Origin of the sequence: unidentified bacterial endosymbiont, assembly GCF_918320885.1 — a bacterium.
GTDB lineage: Bacteria > Pseudomonadota > Gammaproteobacteria > Enterobacterales.
Genome location: NZ_OU907312.1, coordinates 741,881 through 755,627, shown reverse-complemented (window position 1 = coordinate 755,627; position 13,747 = coordinate 741,881). Strand labels below are relative to the sequence as shown.

Genomic DNA, 13,747 nt, shown 5'->3' with positions numbered 1-13,747 from the left:
CTCAAACCAGAACTGATTTGCTCAACAACGCCTTTGCAGGCTGGACAATCTTAACGTAGGCCATTCCATAGTAAATCATTATTAAACTGAAAATTATCAGCCCAAGCGTGTAGTCCAATAAACAGATTGCTACGGGGCTAAGTGTGTTATGTGAAAGACTCACAATAATCAGAGAGCACCCTGTATTTATTAACGCGGTAGTGCTACAAAATATTAGCGTGCCAACTATTAGCGGTTCCCAGTGGTTACGGATCAGGTGCCAACTGCGACGTAAGCTAGTAAACACAGCACCATCAAAATCTTCTAAAATATAAGCAGTAAATGAGAAATATGTTAACGGCCATGACATTAGAAAGAAGACTATAAAGTAAATATTGTACTGGATAGGATGAATATATGTAAAATTTTCTACAGATCCAGCAATCCCAAGCCAGGATGCACCTGTCGCAATTCCGAAACATATGGCGAATATTATAACTATCAGCACTACTCCCATCAGAAAGAAAGCTATAGTTAGTTTTAACAGTGCAGGAAAACGTTTTATACCTTGCAATACTACTTGCTTTATTTTGTATTGTGGTTGCTGTGCATTGTGTCGTACCAAAGAAATAAGTATGGAGGTGAATAAAACTTTACCTAAAAAATTGAACAAAATATCACCTAAATAGGTTGCTTTGAAATTCACAGAGTTAATGATAGAAGGCAATGATTTACCTACCATATCGTTGGTGGGTATTTGTATATTAATTCCAGAATTAAAGCGTATAAAATATAACTCAAATGGCATGTAAGAGGTCCACCATATGCCTCGTAGTGTCATGATCAACCCTGTTATAGCAACCACAAAACACAAAATCACTATAGCCTGGTGACGGATAAATTTAACCATTTCTTGTGGTAAGAATAAATCTCTGAATACCATGTTACTTCCTTAGGAAATAGAGCAGTTCACAATTAATTCGTAGGCATTAAGCGCCTTCACGCTACCGTTATCAAAATCGATAACACAACATTGAACAATAACGGCAGCAGGCGCTAGATTGGTTAGTTTAACGACTCCTGCTACTTTTTGGTGAGTCTCTATCGGAGTATGCTGGGACTATCTCATTATGTTGGTTTTGTGAGTCAGCCTTTGTACAAGTTCCCGCAACACGGCTGTCATTATTTGAAAAGGCACTTATTTCTTGTGGTAGGTGATTAATTATATTTTTCTTTTCATTATTAACATCTTTGGATTGAATTTTATTACTAGGTTTAAGCACTGCTTCTGCTGATACTCTTATATCAACGTCACGATTGTGTATGTTTTCATGTTCTTCCGCTAATTTAAGAGTAACGCATGTACCTACGTATCCCGTTGTTAGTTTTCCTTTGGTAACGGCACAGTCAATGGCAGCAGTTATTGGGGTCAATACTTGTCTTGCTAGCGGATCACACAGTGTTTTTTTTACAAAACTGTCACTATTGGTTTCAAAGCTCTCAACATAAAATTCATTACCCTGATTTTTTAAGAAATTAATGGGAACTTCCTTATCACTAGATATGTTATGGTTGAAAGGCACGTCCATATTACTATATTCAAACTTTCTATTGTGTTCTAATAAGATAGCTTGGTTAATTATCTCTTCCGATTGTTTTTTTACCGCTGCGTATCCCATTTCAGTTTCTGAAATCTGGGGGATTTTTTCAGGTTTTTTTTCGGAAGGAAGAGATTCCTCTTCTGCTCCAAACGTTCTGAGAAGATGTCTAACCCCCTGTTTACTATCTGGATTAACTTTAAAAACAATATAATTTGCTATTTTTATTTTTTCTGGCGTCGACAAATCTAAGATGGACTTTTGCTGTTCTTTCTCGATTCGTGCTAAATTTCCAGCAGTATCCATTTTGCTTAATTCCACTGGAACTTCCTTGATGGTACTGCTTGAATTACTCTTTGATGATAATTGACTGGTTTTTTCAGTTACCACAGGTTCTTTAGCAATTTCCCCAACATTGATCCTCTCCCCAGGTAAGTTCTCTATCTGATTAATCTCTCTATTTATGAGATCCTGCAAGAACGTTTTTTCAGGGGGTGCGTTTCTATATTCCCTTGCAATGACCATGTACCTATGTTGGTTCTCTGTATCAACATCTTTGGATTGCATTTTATCACTAGGTTTAAGCACTGCTGCTGCTGATACTCGTAGATCAACGTCACGATTGTGTATAATTTCATGTTCTTCCGCTAAATTAAGAGTAACGCATGTACCTACGTATCCCGTTGTTAGGAGTCCTTTGGTAACGGCACAGTCAACGGCAGCAGTTATTGGGGTCAATACTTGTCTTGCTAGCGGATCACACAGTGTTTTTTTTACAAAACTGTCACTATTGGTTTCAAAGCTCTCAACATAAAATTCATTACCCTGATTTTTTAAGAAATTAATGGGAACTTCCTTATCACTAGATATATTATGGTTGAAAGGCACGTTCATATTACTATATTCAAACTTTCTATTATGTTCTAATAAGATAGCTTGGTTAATTATCTCTTCCGATTGTTTTTTTACCGCTGCGTATCCCATTTCAGTTTCTGAAATCTGGGGGATTTTTTCAGGTTTTTTTTCGGAAGGAAGAGATTCCTCTTCTACTCCAAACGTTCTGAGAAGATGTCTAACCCCCCGTTTACTATCTGGATTAACTTTAAAAACAATATAATTTGCTATTTTTATTTTTTCTGGCGTCGACAACTCTAAGATGGACTTCTGCTGTTCTTGCTCGGTCCGTGCTAAATTTCCAGCAGTATCCATTTTGCTTAATTCCTCTGGAACTTCCTTGATAGTACTGCTTGAATCACTCTTTGATGATAATTGACTGGTTTTTTCAGTTACCACGGGTTCTTTAGCAATTTCCCTAATAGTGACCATCTCCCTAGGTGAGTTCTCTGTCCTATTAATCTCTCTGTCTATGAGCTCCTGCAAGAATTTTTTTTCAGGTTGGGCCACAGGTTCCCTAAGCACTGACCATCCCGGTTGGCTATTCGAGCTTTTGCTAGCTTCTTTAGAACTAGAGGGGATTTTGCCTAATTCCGCTGGTACTTCCTTGATAGTACTGCTTGAATCACTCTTTGATGATTGACTGGTTTTTTCAGTTCCCACCGGTTTTTTAGCAATATTTTTATCACTTTCAAGCGTAGTAGATGCCTTTGTCTTTTTTTCGTCTGGTTGTTTTGCTTCAGAGGTAGGAGTGATTGCATTCGTAAAGTCATGCTTTGATTCCCTGTTATTCCCCCTATCTTCCCCTGCTTCCCTGACAGGTTCCCTAACACTAACCCTCTCCCTAGTTTGGTTCTCCGTCCTATTAATTTCTCTATCTCGGAGTTCCTGCCAGGCCGTTTCTCTAGGTTGGCTCGCCTGTTCCCTAACAGTGACCATTTCCCTAGATTGGCGCTCTGTCCTATTGATTTCTCTATCTAGAAGCGTGCTCCAGGCTAGTTCTCTAGGTTGGTTATTTGAGCTATAGTCCCTGCTATCTCTGTCATTGTCTCTACTCTCTTTATTGCCCATCGGTCATGCACTCCATTGGCTATCACAAAATTCTCAAATCATCTTTCGGGTCTTATTGGTTCCTAAAATAGCGACAGGTTGATCAACCGATATAGCACCCCAACTAACCTTGAAAGTATCATTGCACAACATAAATTTAAAATCAAAAATAAGTTAACCTCAGTTCGGGAGTGCGCCGTGCAAAGGCCCGCTCTTTCAGCGAGTACGAATAACGAATCCCGTTCGGTAGCAATCGGAGCAGTCGTGGAGGTAACGAAACGGCTGAAACCTTCGATGGAGAGGATCATACAAGTGACTCAGCCAGGGCAATCGCGCTTTAAAAAATATTGTAAATTTTCCTGGAATGAAGCGAATTTTAGGTGAACATAATCATGATTGCTCTGTTAATCCAGCTTTACGTGAGCTTGAAAAATTTTATAATAACCTTGATAGCGTAATTACCCTGGGTATCTCACACTCCCTACTCTTTCGAGGCGATTTTTATGGTACTAGATGGCATTGTAGTAGCCAAAACCTTACTGATTTTTAGTCATGATCCCACCTTGGCGCTGCTGATTGTGCTGGGATTTATTTGGTGGAGTCGACAGACTTTTTATCACATCACTAGCCTCATGTTGCTAGCCGGTATCGCCACCGCAGCGCTAAAAGCCACGTTTAAGATCCCACTGCCTCCGGCATTGGGGATCCCAGGATTTGGATTTCCTAGCGGGCACATGCTGATGGCAACGGTTTTATACACCTCAATAGCCTATAAAGCTAAAAGGCCCAGTGTTACCCTATTGATCTCACTACTCCTGGTAGGCGTCGGGTATAGTGTTGTCTATATGGGTTATCACTATTATAGCGATGTTTTCGGCGCGTTAGTTTTTGCGTTATTACTCGTGATCGGTTACAACTTTTGCGGTAAAAAAATCCCTGAAACTATGCCCTGGTTAACACTGGCGCTCGCTACCGCGATGGTATTCTATCTACACCTGAGAACTCTCGGGATCCCATTTTATGCCTGGAGAAATTACTACGCACTATTCGGGCTAGTGGTCGGTTCAACCATGGTTCAATCAACCAGCAGGGCCCAGCCTGTAGCTCAAAAAATCTTGGCCACTCTATTCTGGGTGCTCGCTGTATCAGCGCTGTCACTCTACCTGCAAAAGCTGTTTTGGCAAGGCACCCCCCGCACCAAAACCTCACAAATCAAAGGAGTATTAGAGCCTGTACCTAAGATTGTGTAATTGCCTGGAGTGCCAGGGCCAGCTTCGCGTGACGTTCAACTACTCGCTGCGGTAACTCAATTTCACCCAAGCGTGCAGGTGCGTAGCATTGCAAGCCATCAGTCATGGCAACAATATAGCGCACTTGCTCGCTGTCAGGATCACAGTCGGGGACGATGGCTTCCGGCAGAGCAATCTGGCTCTGCCCCCGGGCTTTGTCCGCCTGCGCGTGTGGGATAATTTGCAGACCTGATCTTGCCACCTTTTTTTAGACACAGAGAAGAGAAACCTTAAGCGACCTGGGATAACCAATTTTTTTCAAAATTTACAGGAGACAGATAGCCTAGCGTTGAGTGCCGTCTCTGTCGGTTATAAAACACTTCTACGTATTCAAAAATGCTCAATTTGGCTTGTTCTCTGCTCTCAAAACGTTCAAAGTGGGTGTGCTCTGTTTTTAAGGTATGGAAAAAACTCTCTGCTACTGCATTGTCATAACAATTGCCCGTACTACTCATGCTAAGCGTTATCTGGTGATGCGCCGATACAGCCTTGAATCCTTTGCTGGTATACTGGCTGCCTCGGTCGGAGTGGTGGATGAGACCTGCAGCAGGCTTCCTCCGTGTTATTGCCTGGCGTAATGCTGCGGCTACTAACTCGGTGGTCATGTGAGCTTGCATATCCATCCCCACGATACTACGAGAGAACAGGTCCAGTACGATAGCAACATACAACCATCCCTCTTGGGTCGGAATATAGGTAATATCTGCTGCCCAGTATTGATCAGGGCGAGTGGCTGTGAACTTCTGCTTGAGTAAATTAGGCGCCACTGCGGCCTTTGGATCGACTATTGTGGTTACCTTAAATCGTTTTTTCATCTTAGCCGCAATATGGGCTGCTTTCATTAGCCGACAAACCCGTTTGCGTGAACAGCGCTCACCTCTAGCTCGTAACTCAGCATGGATACGTGGGCTACCGTAAATTTGGTTGCTTATGGTATAAACCTCTTTAATTTCAGATATTAAACGCTCATCCTCACAATAGCGCTTGGATGGCTCAGCCTTGATAAACTGATAATAGCCACTGCGGGATACACCTAACACGTTGGACATCCTCTCTACGCTGAATTCCCCAGCATGCTTTTGCATAAACTGGTATTTTACTTGCGGGCCACTGAGAAGATGCCCAAGGCTTTTTTTAGGATATCCCTCTCTTCGCGTGCTATCGCCAATTCTTTCCGCAATTGACTGAGCTCAGCATCAGACGCTTTCAGGTATCCTTTGCCCGGGAAAGCCTCTGCACCATCCTTGTTATGCTGATGGACCCACCCTGCCAATGTACTCTTGGGAACTCCCAATTCCTCGCTCAATTGACAGAGCGTTTTACCAGTGCTGTGATACAGCTTTACCGCATTCAGCTTGAATTCCTTATCATAGCTCCTTGATTCCCCTTGATTCATAACTTCACCTCAAAAAGTAACAAAAAATTATACGCTTTGTTCCTCTTCGTTGTGTCCGTTAAAGGGTAGCAAGATCAGTTGTATTCGATAGCCTCAAGTTCGGCGGTGGGAACCGGATAGTGGTTGGCTCCCCACAGCGGCTGCTTTAAAAATTCTTCTAACCGGGTGATCTGTTGCTGTTTGATCTGCTCAACACTGGCAAAGTGATTGCTGCCGTTCCAGGGGGAGAAGTAGCGTTGTAGAAAAGTGTGGGTTAACGCAGCTTGTGCTTTTTCAGAGATCAGGCGCTGCGATGGCCGTATGCTGGGACCCAGATACTCCACAGCGTTTTGCGAAATAGCCTCTAATGCGGAGTAAAAGTAGCGGGGGGCCTCTTGGGTTAGAGAGCCCTCGACTACATTAGCATGGTTGCTAAAAGCAGTTAATAGGCTAGTAAGCAGTAGCAGATAATGGATCATAAAACGCCAAGGTCTCCTTGAATCATGATGAGCAAAGGGTAAGCTATTTTTTAACAGTACAGCCATAGCCTAAGCCTTAACGGTAGGATTTTTTTAAGGCAAGTAGGGTTTTAAAAGTTGCAGGAGTGAGGGGAGAGCCTCACGGTTCCCTGCAAGGCACTGGAGTGCCCGCTGCCCTTGCGCTTGGCGTCGGTGCCGATCGGCTAACAGCGGTAGAATGGCTGTAGCCAAGGCTGTGGGCTCTTGAACTAGGGTGAGGCCTCCTGCTTGCTGCAGCTGTTGACAGATCACCTTAAAGTTAACATAGTGGGGCCCCATCAAGATGGGTAGGGCATGGGCTGCGGGCTCTAGTGGGTTATGTCCCCCTTGTGCGACAAAGCTGCCGCCGACAAAGGCCAGATCGGCAACACCATAGAGTAGCATCAACTCTCCAAGGGTGTCTGCCAACACCACCTGTGTTTCTGCAGTCGCGGTGCTGCCACTGCTGCGCGTGATCATCGGTAGCCCACAGCGTTGGATGAGACGCTGGATGGCTAGAAAGCGCTCAGGGTGTCGGGGGGCCAAAATCAGTAACAGAGAAGGCACTGTGGTCAATAGCTGCTGATGGGCAGTGATGATGATCTGCTCTTCACCGGCATGGGTGCTGGCAGCCATCCAGACCGGCCGTTGCCCCGCCCAGGATTTTTTTAGCGCGGCGGCTTGCAATTTTAAGGTGGGCGCTAATGCCAGCTCAAATTTCAAATTACCCAGAAGCACAAGCCGTTGTGGCGGGAGGCCCAAGGCCTTAAAGCGCTCTGCCGAGGCTGGATCTTGGGCCGCGACTAAAGAGAGCTGTTGCATCATGGCGCTCCCTAATCCGCCCAGTCGCCGATAGCCCTTAAAAGAGCGCTCAGAGAGTGCGGCATTGGCAACGACCACTGAGATGTGCCGTTGCTGCAGCGCCTGCAGTAAATTGGGCCAGAGCTCTTTCTCTAGCAAAATCACTAATCGGGGCCGCAGGTGATCCAGGAAACGGTTCAGGGCTCCAGGAAGATCATAGGGAAGATAACTGTGGTAGACGCTGTGGCCTAATAGGGAACGGACCTGTTCAGAGCCTGTGGGCGTCGTGGTGGTTACGGTGATCGCTAACTGTGGATAAGTGTGACAGAGGGCTTGGATCAACGGCAGAGCAGCTCGGGTCTCTCCCACTGACACACAGTGGATCAACAGCCCGCCAGGGGGAATCCGATCAGGGATAAACCCATATCGCTCCAGCCATCGTTGGCGATAAGCGGGCATTCGATAACTGCGCCACAATAACCGCAGTATGATCAGCGGTTGCAGTAAATAAAACCCTAGCGTGTAAAGATGACGCACGTTAATCAAAGTCGGTGAGAAACTCTGGAGAATAAGGGATGGTCGGACCGGCAATGACCTTTTTCTCGCTGGCCCATTCACCCAGATCGATTAATTGGCAGCGTTGGCAACAAAAAGGTCGGTAAGGGTTTTGGGGGCTCCACGTCACCGATTCATGGCAAATCGGACAGTGCACTACCGTCAATGCGATCATCATCGGTCTCTTTATTTCAGATCCTGAAGAGAAGAGGGGTTAACAACAGGCTAGGCCGAAAGAGAGCTGTTCCGGAATTTTTTCGGTGTTGCCTGGGGCGGCGAAAAAAGAGATTGCAAAACAATTTTTATGCGCAGAAATTTGTGGAAATAGCTTCTGTTGGCACTCTAATTGTAGCCGGAGCAAAATACCCACTTCCGTTTTATTTTTATAGAACCCTTGAGTCGCTTGTTGTTGGCGAAAGGGAACGGCTTGGCGTAACAGATTTAGATACAATTTTAGGGCACGCTGCAGGGGTTGTAGGGTTGCTAACCAGGCAGTGATCTGCTGCTCATGGTCTCCTGCTGGTGGTTGGTGTAGCCAGTAGTGCAGCATGGGAAGATCAAAGGAGTAGCCATTGCCTGGGGTGATCAAACGTTGGCGTATCGTACTGAGCAGCGGATCTTCTCGCAATGCCTGTCCTAATCGCGATGCCGCTAGCAACTCACTCCGACAGTGGCTGAGCTGCTGCTGTAGCTGGCTGAGGCGGGGCATATCAACCCCAGGTAGATTCGCCCATTGAGAGAGCTTTTGTTGTTGAATTTCTAGGGCTTTGAGTAAATCACTCCGGCTATCGTAGCGCTCAAGAATATCCAATAAACTACTCAGCATCTGCAGAAAAAACAGCAACTGGGAGTGTCCAACTAATGGCGTATTATTGAAAAGATGTCGTAATATAGACTCTAGTCGCAACCATGTCCGCATTTTTTCATTGAGCGGGTATTCAAAAATAATCATTGTGGAGAGCATATTCATCGGTTTTCAACTTTGCTAACGTGGGTTGCCGCCAACTGCAGATACCGTTGATGTAGGCCAAGCACTTGTGGTAGTAACTCCGTGCGTGGACCGTGGTTATCGATAACATCGTCTGCTGCTGCCAGGCGGCGGTGGCGATCACACTGTAGTGCTAATAGTGCTTGTGCCTGCTCGGGTGAAACCTGATCACGCTCGATTAATCGAGCCAGTTGCTGCGCTGAGCTACTGTCGACCACTGTGGTGCGTTCGGTCCCTGCCTGCCATCCTTGCTCAACCAACAGTGGAACTACCCACAGAGCATAGGGTCTCTTCACCGCTTTCAGCTGCTGCCAGCTCTCTTGGTAGATTAAGGGATGTAACAGCTCTTCTAACCACGCTTTTGTCGTAGGATGGTTGAACAGGAGCTGGCGCAAGTAAGCGCGGTCTAATTGACCATTGGCACGCACTACACGGGGCCCAAAGTGGTTTACTATCGCTGTAAAAGCGGGCATTCCAATGTCTACTAACTGACGAGCGATCTGATCACTCTCGATAACAGGAACACCCAGTGCTGAGAAAAGCGCTGCAACGGTACTTTTCCCGCTGCTGATGCCACCGGTTATTGCAATAATAATAGCCATTGTCTAGTTAACGTGCTCAACGATGTTTTGATGATAACCTGTTTGTCAAGCAATGCAAGGCCTCTCACCCATTCTATTGAGATAGGCTTAGGGTGCTGTCACAATCAACGTTATTGAGTCCATGATCCTCAATGAATCACCTCCCCTAATTGAAAAATGGGTAGATACAGCGCTAGCACCACCGCACCAACCACCAGCCCTATGATGGTGATCATCAGCGGCTCTAATAATTTTATCAGATAAGCCGCCTGCTCGTGAGCTTGTTGTTCATAAAAATCGGCCAGTGGGGCTAAGGTTCGTTCTAAAGCCCCGGTACTCTCTCCCACTGCGATCATTTGCTGTAATAGCGGCGAAAACAGGGTGTGACGATTAAAAGCTTGTTTCAGTGAAGTGCCGTTCTGGATAGCCTGAGCAATAGTGGCTGCAGCTTGTTGATAGCAACCATTGCCGCTGCTGTCGCCCGCCGCTTGTAGACTGGTCAGCAGTGGAAGCCCTGCCGCCTGGGTCATGGCCAAGGTTCTAGTAAAGCGCGCACAGCAGTGCTGTTGGAGCAGTGCTCCCAGCCAGGGTAGTTGTAGTACGAGGTTTTGTTCGTGAGCCCGCCAAGCGGGGTGAAGCTGGCGACCTACGGCATAGCCAGTGAGTAGCAGCATGATAACGATCAATAGGGTTAAGCCGTGCTCCGTGAACAGGTGAGAGAGTGCGACGATGCCGCGAGTCAACAGCGGTAGCGGCGTATTAAAACGCTGGTAAATCACTTGAAACTGCGGGATGACGACCATCAGCATGAACAGGGTGACTATCAAGGTGATAGCTAGCGTGAATACTGGGTAGAACAGCGCCTTGTGTAAACACTGCTGCAGCTGTAACTGTTTCTCTTGTTGTTGTGCGAGTTGTAGACAACACTGGTCCAGCTGCCCGCTCCACTCACCCACGCGGATCAGCGAGCAATAGAGCGGTGTAAAGAGCGTTGGGTAGCGCTGTAGCGCTTGCGAGAAAGGGCTACCGGTGGCGATTTCTTGAGCAATTTGTTGTAATAACCAGCGCCAGGCGGCTTTCTTTTCGCTCGTCTTGAGCAACAAGAGTGCCTCTTGTAGCGTCACCCCACTGTGGAGCAGCAAGCCTAGTTGCCGGGTAAAAAAGAGCAGTGCCGTTTTATGGCCAAAGGAGGGTGGTAACCGTGCGATTCGTCGCACGGTTAAAGGGAATTGACCTTGTAGCAGCAAATAGTGTTGTGCCTGCTGTCGAGAGTGTGCTGCAATTTCTCCCAGGATAATCGTTCCATCGAGCGTTTGAGCTGACCACTGATATAGGTGGGAAGGGCTCATAATCTCTGGCCCAAGACGCGCTGAAGTTCAGCGGTCGTCGTCACCCCTGCCAGGATCAACGGGTGAGCAGCCTCTGCTAATGTCTGCATGCCCTGTTGTCGCGCGAGCTGCATGATGGCAGCATCACTAGCCCCCTGTAATAAGGCGGCGGTGATCTCAGGGGTGATCACTAGGGCTTCATAGAGCCCCAGCCGACCTTGATAGCCCCCATGGCAGTGTGGGCAGATCTGACTGGCTTCAGCAGGCAGGAGCGGTGGCAGGGGTTGCTCTCGATGGTGTGCTGCTGCCGAATGGCAGTGGGGGCATAATCGACGCAGCAGGCGCTGTGCAATAATCAAGGTGAGGGCAGCGGCCAGTTGATAGCGTGCTATTCCCAACTGGAGCAAGCGCGTCAGCGCCGCAGTAGCTGAATGCGTATGCAGGGTTGAGAGGACCAAATGGCCAGTCTGCGCGGCTTTGATGGCCATTTCAGCGGTCGTTCGATCACGGATTTCACCCAGCATGATAACATCGGGATCTTGCCGCAACAGGGCACGCAGTACCGTATCAAAGGTGAGGCCCGCCTTGGGATGGATCTGTACCTGATTAATACCCGACAGGGGAATTTCAATCGGATCCTCCGCGGTGCAGAGATTGTTTTCTGGTCGATTCAACTGCTGTAAACCGCTGTAGAGGGTGATCGTTTTGCCGCTGCCGGTGGGTCCGGTGACTAAAATCAGTCCCTGCGGAGACGCTAGTGCAGCACGGTACTGCTGTTCCACTGTCGGTGGCATGCCCAGTTGCTCAATGGTCAAAGTTCGCTGGTGGCCATCGAGCAGCCGTAACACCACTTTTTCTCCCCAGCGGGTGGGGAGTGTTGCCACCCGCAGCGCTACTGTTTGGTGGGTACCCGGTAGCAGCACAGTGAATCGACCATCTTGGGGGAGACGGCACTCCGCAATGTTTAGACCACTGATAATTTTTAATCGGGCAGCAATTCTGGGCGCTAGTGCTGGTGGGGGCTGATCTTGCTACCCTTTAACGGACACAACGAAGAGGAACAAAGCGTATAATTTTTTGTTACTTTTTGAGGTGAAGTTATGAATCAAGGGGAATCAAGGAGCTATGATAAGGAATTCAAGCTGAATGCGGTAAAGCTGTATCACAGCACTGGTAAAACGCTCTGTCAATTGAGCGAGGAATTGGGAGTTCCCAAGAGTACATTGGCAGGGTGGGTCCATCAGCATAACAAGGATGGTGCAGAGGCTTTCCCGGGCAAAGGATACCTGAAAGCGTCTGATGCTGAGCTCAGTCAATTGCGGAAAGAATTGGCGATAGCACGCGAAGAGAGGGATATCCTAAAAAAAGCCTTGGGCATCTTCTCAGTGGCCCGCAAGTAAAATACCAGTTTATGCAAAAGCATGCTGGGGAATTCAGCGTAGAGAGGATGTCCAACGTGTTAGGTGTATCCCGCAGTGGCTATTATCAGTTTATCAAGGCTGAGCCATCCAAGCGCTATTGTGAGGATGAGCGTTTAATATCTGAAATTAAAGAGGTTTATACCATAAGCAACCAAATTTACGGTAGCCCACGTATCCATGCTGAGTTACGAGCTAGAGGTGAGCGCTGTTCACGCAAACGGGTTTGTCGGCTAATGAAAGCAGCCCATATTGCGGCTAAGATGAAAAAACGATTTAAGGTAACCACAATAGTCGATCCAAAGGCCGCAGTGGCGCCTAATTTACTCAAGCAGAAGTTCACAGCCACTCGCCCTGATCAATACTGGGCAGCAGATATTACCTATATTCCGACCCAAGAGGGATGGTTGTATGTTGCTATCGTACTGGACCTGTTCTCTCGTAGTATCGTGGGGATGGATATGCAAGCTCACATGACCACCGAGTTAGTAGCCGCAGCATTACGCCAGGCAATAACACGGAGGAAGCCTGCTGCAGGTCTCATCCACCACTCCGACCGAGGCAGCCAGTATACCAGCAAAGGATTCAAGGCTGTATCGGCGCATCACCAGATAACGCTTAGCATGAGTAGTACGGGCAATTGTTATGACAATGCAGTAGCAGAGAGTTTTTTCCATACCTTAAAAACAGAGCACACCCACTTTGAACGTTTTGAGAGCAGAGAACAAGCCAAATTGAGCATTTTTGAATACGTAGAAGTGTTTTATAACCGACAGAGACGGCACTCAACGCTAGGCTATCTGTCTCCTGTAAATTTTGAAAAAAATTGGTTATCCCAGGTCGCTTAAGGTTTCTCTTCTCTGTGTCTAAAAAAAGGTGGCAAGATCAGGCTGCCACGAAGGGTTTTTCCATCGATAGCAATCTGCTTTCTAGCCAGTTCTGGCAAGCCTGAGCTCACCCACTCACTGAAAACAGCCGCAAAAGCCGCTCGATCAATGCGACCTATCACATCGCTCAACGTATCATGAGAAGGTATACCATTGGGTAGCTCTAAAAAACCCCGTAACCACGCTTCATTTTCACAGCCAAAGTCCTCTATACTGACCCAGTCCTCACAACCGCTTAATACAGACACTACTGTGAGCATCACAATATCTACCAATTTATGCAGCTTATTGCGAGTTTCTCGCCGTGGATCGATTAATTGAGCAAAGTATGGCTGCGGATCAGATAGCATCGCCTCAGTTCCTTCAGGGAAAAAGGGACGTCTACCTTATCCGCTTGAAATTTACAACCAGTTTATAGCGCGATTGCCCTGAAGGAGATCACTGGTTCCTTTACAACCCGCGTATTCATCCTGTACTATAGGGGGCCACCCATTGTTGATTATTAAC

Annotated in this window: 13 protein-coding genes and 2 pseudogenes; 3 read left to right on the top strand and 12 right to left on the bottom strand. The window is 46.9% G+C overall.

The window, feature by feature from the left end:
* Window position 1: 1 nt before the first annotated feature.
* Together NL324_RS03790 and NL324_RS03785 are read right to left on the bottom strand one after the other, a co-directional pair.
* On the bottom strand, window positions 2-922 hold the full coding sequence (locus NL324_RS03790; RefSeq protein ID WP_253306403.1) for a hypothetical protein: 921 nt from the start codon (window positions 920-922) through the stop codon (window positions 2-4).
* Between the two features lie 127 nt (window positions 923-1,049).
* A complete protein-coding gene (locus NL324_RS03785) occupies window positions 1,050-3,542 on the bottom strand; it encodes a hypothetical protein (RefSeq protein WP_253306402.1) in 2,493 nt (830 codons plus the stop codon).
* Between the two features lie 482 nt (window positions 3,543-4,024).
* Here NL324_RS03785 and NL324_RS03780 point away from each other — a divergent pair, with 482 nt between their 5' ends.
* Window positions 4,025-4,771: a phosphatase PAP2 family protein gene (locus NL324_RS03780; protein WP_253306401.1), complete on the top strand. Its 747-nt coding sequence runs from the start codon at window positions 4,025-4,027 to the stop codon at window positions 4,769-4,771.
* On the opposite strand, the gene NL324_RS03775 is transcribed toward NL324_RS03780, so the two are convergent.
* From NL324_RS03775 to NL324_RS03730, 9 genes and pseudogenes are all read right to left on the bottom strand, one after another.
* Window positions 4,758-5,012: a hypothetical protein gene (locus NL324_RS03775; RefSeq protein ID WP_253306400.1), complete on the bottom strand. Its 255-nt coding sequence runs from the start codon at window positions 5,010-5,012 to the stop codon at window positions 4,758-4,760. The two genes, NL324_RS03780 and NL324_RS03775, sit on opposite strands and share 14 nt — an antisense overlap.
* A 28-nt stretch (window positions 5,013-5,040) precedes the next feature.
* Window positions 5,041-6,206: pseudogene (locus tag NL324_RS03770) on the bottom strand (IS3 family transposase).
* A 74-nt stretch (window positions 6,207-6,280) separates the two neighbouring features.
* Entirely contained in the window at window positions 6,281-6,730 is a 450-nt protein-coding gene (locus tag NL324_RS03760) for an NlpC/P60 family N-terminal domain-containing protein (protein WP_253306399.1), read from the bottom strand.
* Window positions 6,731-6,757: 27 nt separating this feature from the next.
* Window positions 6,758-8,020, bottom strand: a complete 1,263-nt coding sequence (gene waaA, locus NL324_RS03755; protein WP_253306398.1) for a lipid IV(A) 3-deoxy-D-manno-octulosonic acid transferase — start codon at window positions 8,018-8,020, stop codon at window positions 6,758-6,760.
* Window position 8,021: 1 nt separating this feature from the next.
* The gene (gene yacG, locus NL324_RS03750; protein ID WP_436298255.1) at window positions 8,022-8,213 is read right to left on the bottom strand and encodes a DNA gyrase inhibitor YacG; all 192 of its coding nucleotides are present in this window, start codon (window positions 8,211-8,213) and stop codon (window positions 8,022-8,024) included.
* Window positions 8,214-8,252: 39 nt separating this feature from the next.
* Complete coding sequence (locus NL324_RS03745; protein ID WP_253306396.1) at window positions 8,253-9,008, bottom strand: cell division protein ZapD; 756 nt, start codon at window positions 9,006-9,008, stop codon at window positions 8,253-8,255.
* On the bottom strand, window positions 9,005-9,628 hold the full coding sequence (gene coaE / locus NL324_RS03740; protein ID WP_253306395.1) for a dephospho-CoA kinase: 624 nt from the start codon (window positions 9,626-9,628) through the stop codon (window positions 9,005-9,007). The genes NL324_RS03745 and coaE overlap by 4 nt, the downstream gene beginning before the upstream one ends.
* A gap of 128 nt (window positions 9,629-9,756) precedes the next feature.
* Window positions 9,757-10,956 carry a protein transport protein HofC gene (gene hofC, locus NL324_RS03735; protein ID WP_253306394.1) on the bottom strand — a complete coding sequence of 400 codons (1,200 nt, stop codon included), beginning with the start codon at window positions 10,954-10,956 and terminating at the stop codon, window positions 9,757-9,759.
* Window positions 10,953-11,948, bottom strand: a pseudogene (locus tag NL324_RS03730) (GspE/PulE family protein); the annotation flags it as partial. The pseudogene NL324_RS03730 and the gene hofC, both read right to left, overlap by 4 nt.
* A gap of 87 nt (window positions 11,949-12,035) precedes the next feature.
* Here NL324_RS03730 and NL324_RS03725 point away from each other — a divergent pair.
* Both NL324_RS03725 and NL324_RS03720 read left to right on the top strand, forming a co-directional pair.
* The gene (locus tag NL324_RS03725; protein ID WP_253305847.1) at window positions 12,036-12,335 is read left to right on the top strand and encodes a transposase; all 300 of its coding nucleotides are present in this window, start codon (window positions 12,036-12,038) and stop codon (window positions 12,333-12,335) included.
* The gene (locus tag NL324_RS03720; protein WP_366516351.1) at window positions 12,251-13,201 is read left to right on the top strand and encodes an IS3 family transposase; all 951 of its coding nucleotides are present in this window, start codon (window positions 12,251-12,253) and stop codon (window positions 13,199-13,201) included. The genes NL324_RS03725 and NL324_RS03720 overlap by 85 nt, the downstream gene beginning before the upstream one ends.
* Here the strand turns inward: NL324_RS03720 and NL324_RS03715 are convergent.
* Window positions 13,198-13,590 carry an ISAs1 family transposase gene (locus tag NL324_RS03715; RefSeq protein WP_253306393.1) on the bottom strand — a complete coding sequence of 131 codons (393 nt, stop codon included), beginning with the start codon at window positions 13,588-13,590 and terminating at the stop codon, window positions 13,198-13,200. The two genes, NL324_RS03720 and NL324_RS03715, sit on opposite strands and share 4 nt — an antisense overlap.
* Window positions 13,591-13,747: the final 157 nt, after the last annotated feature.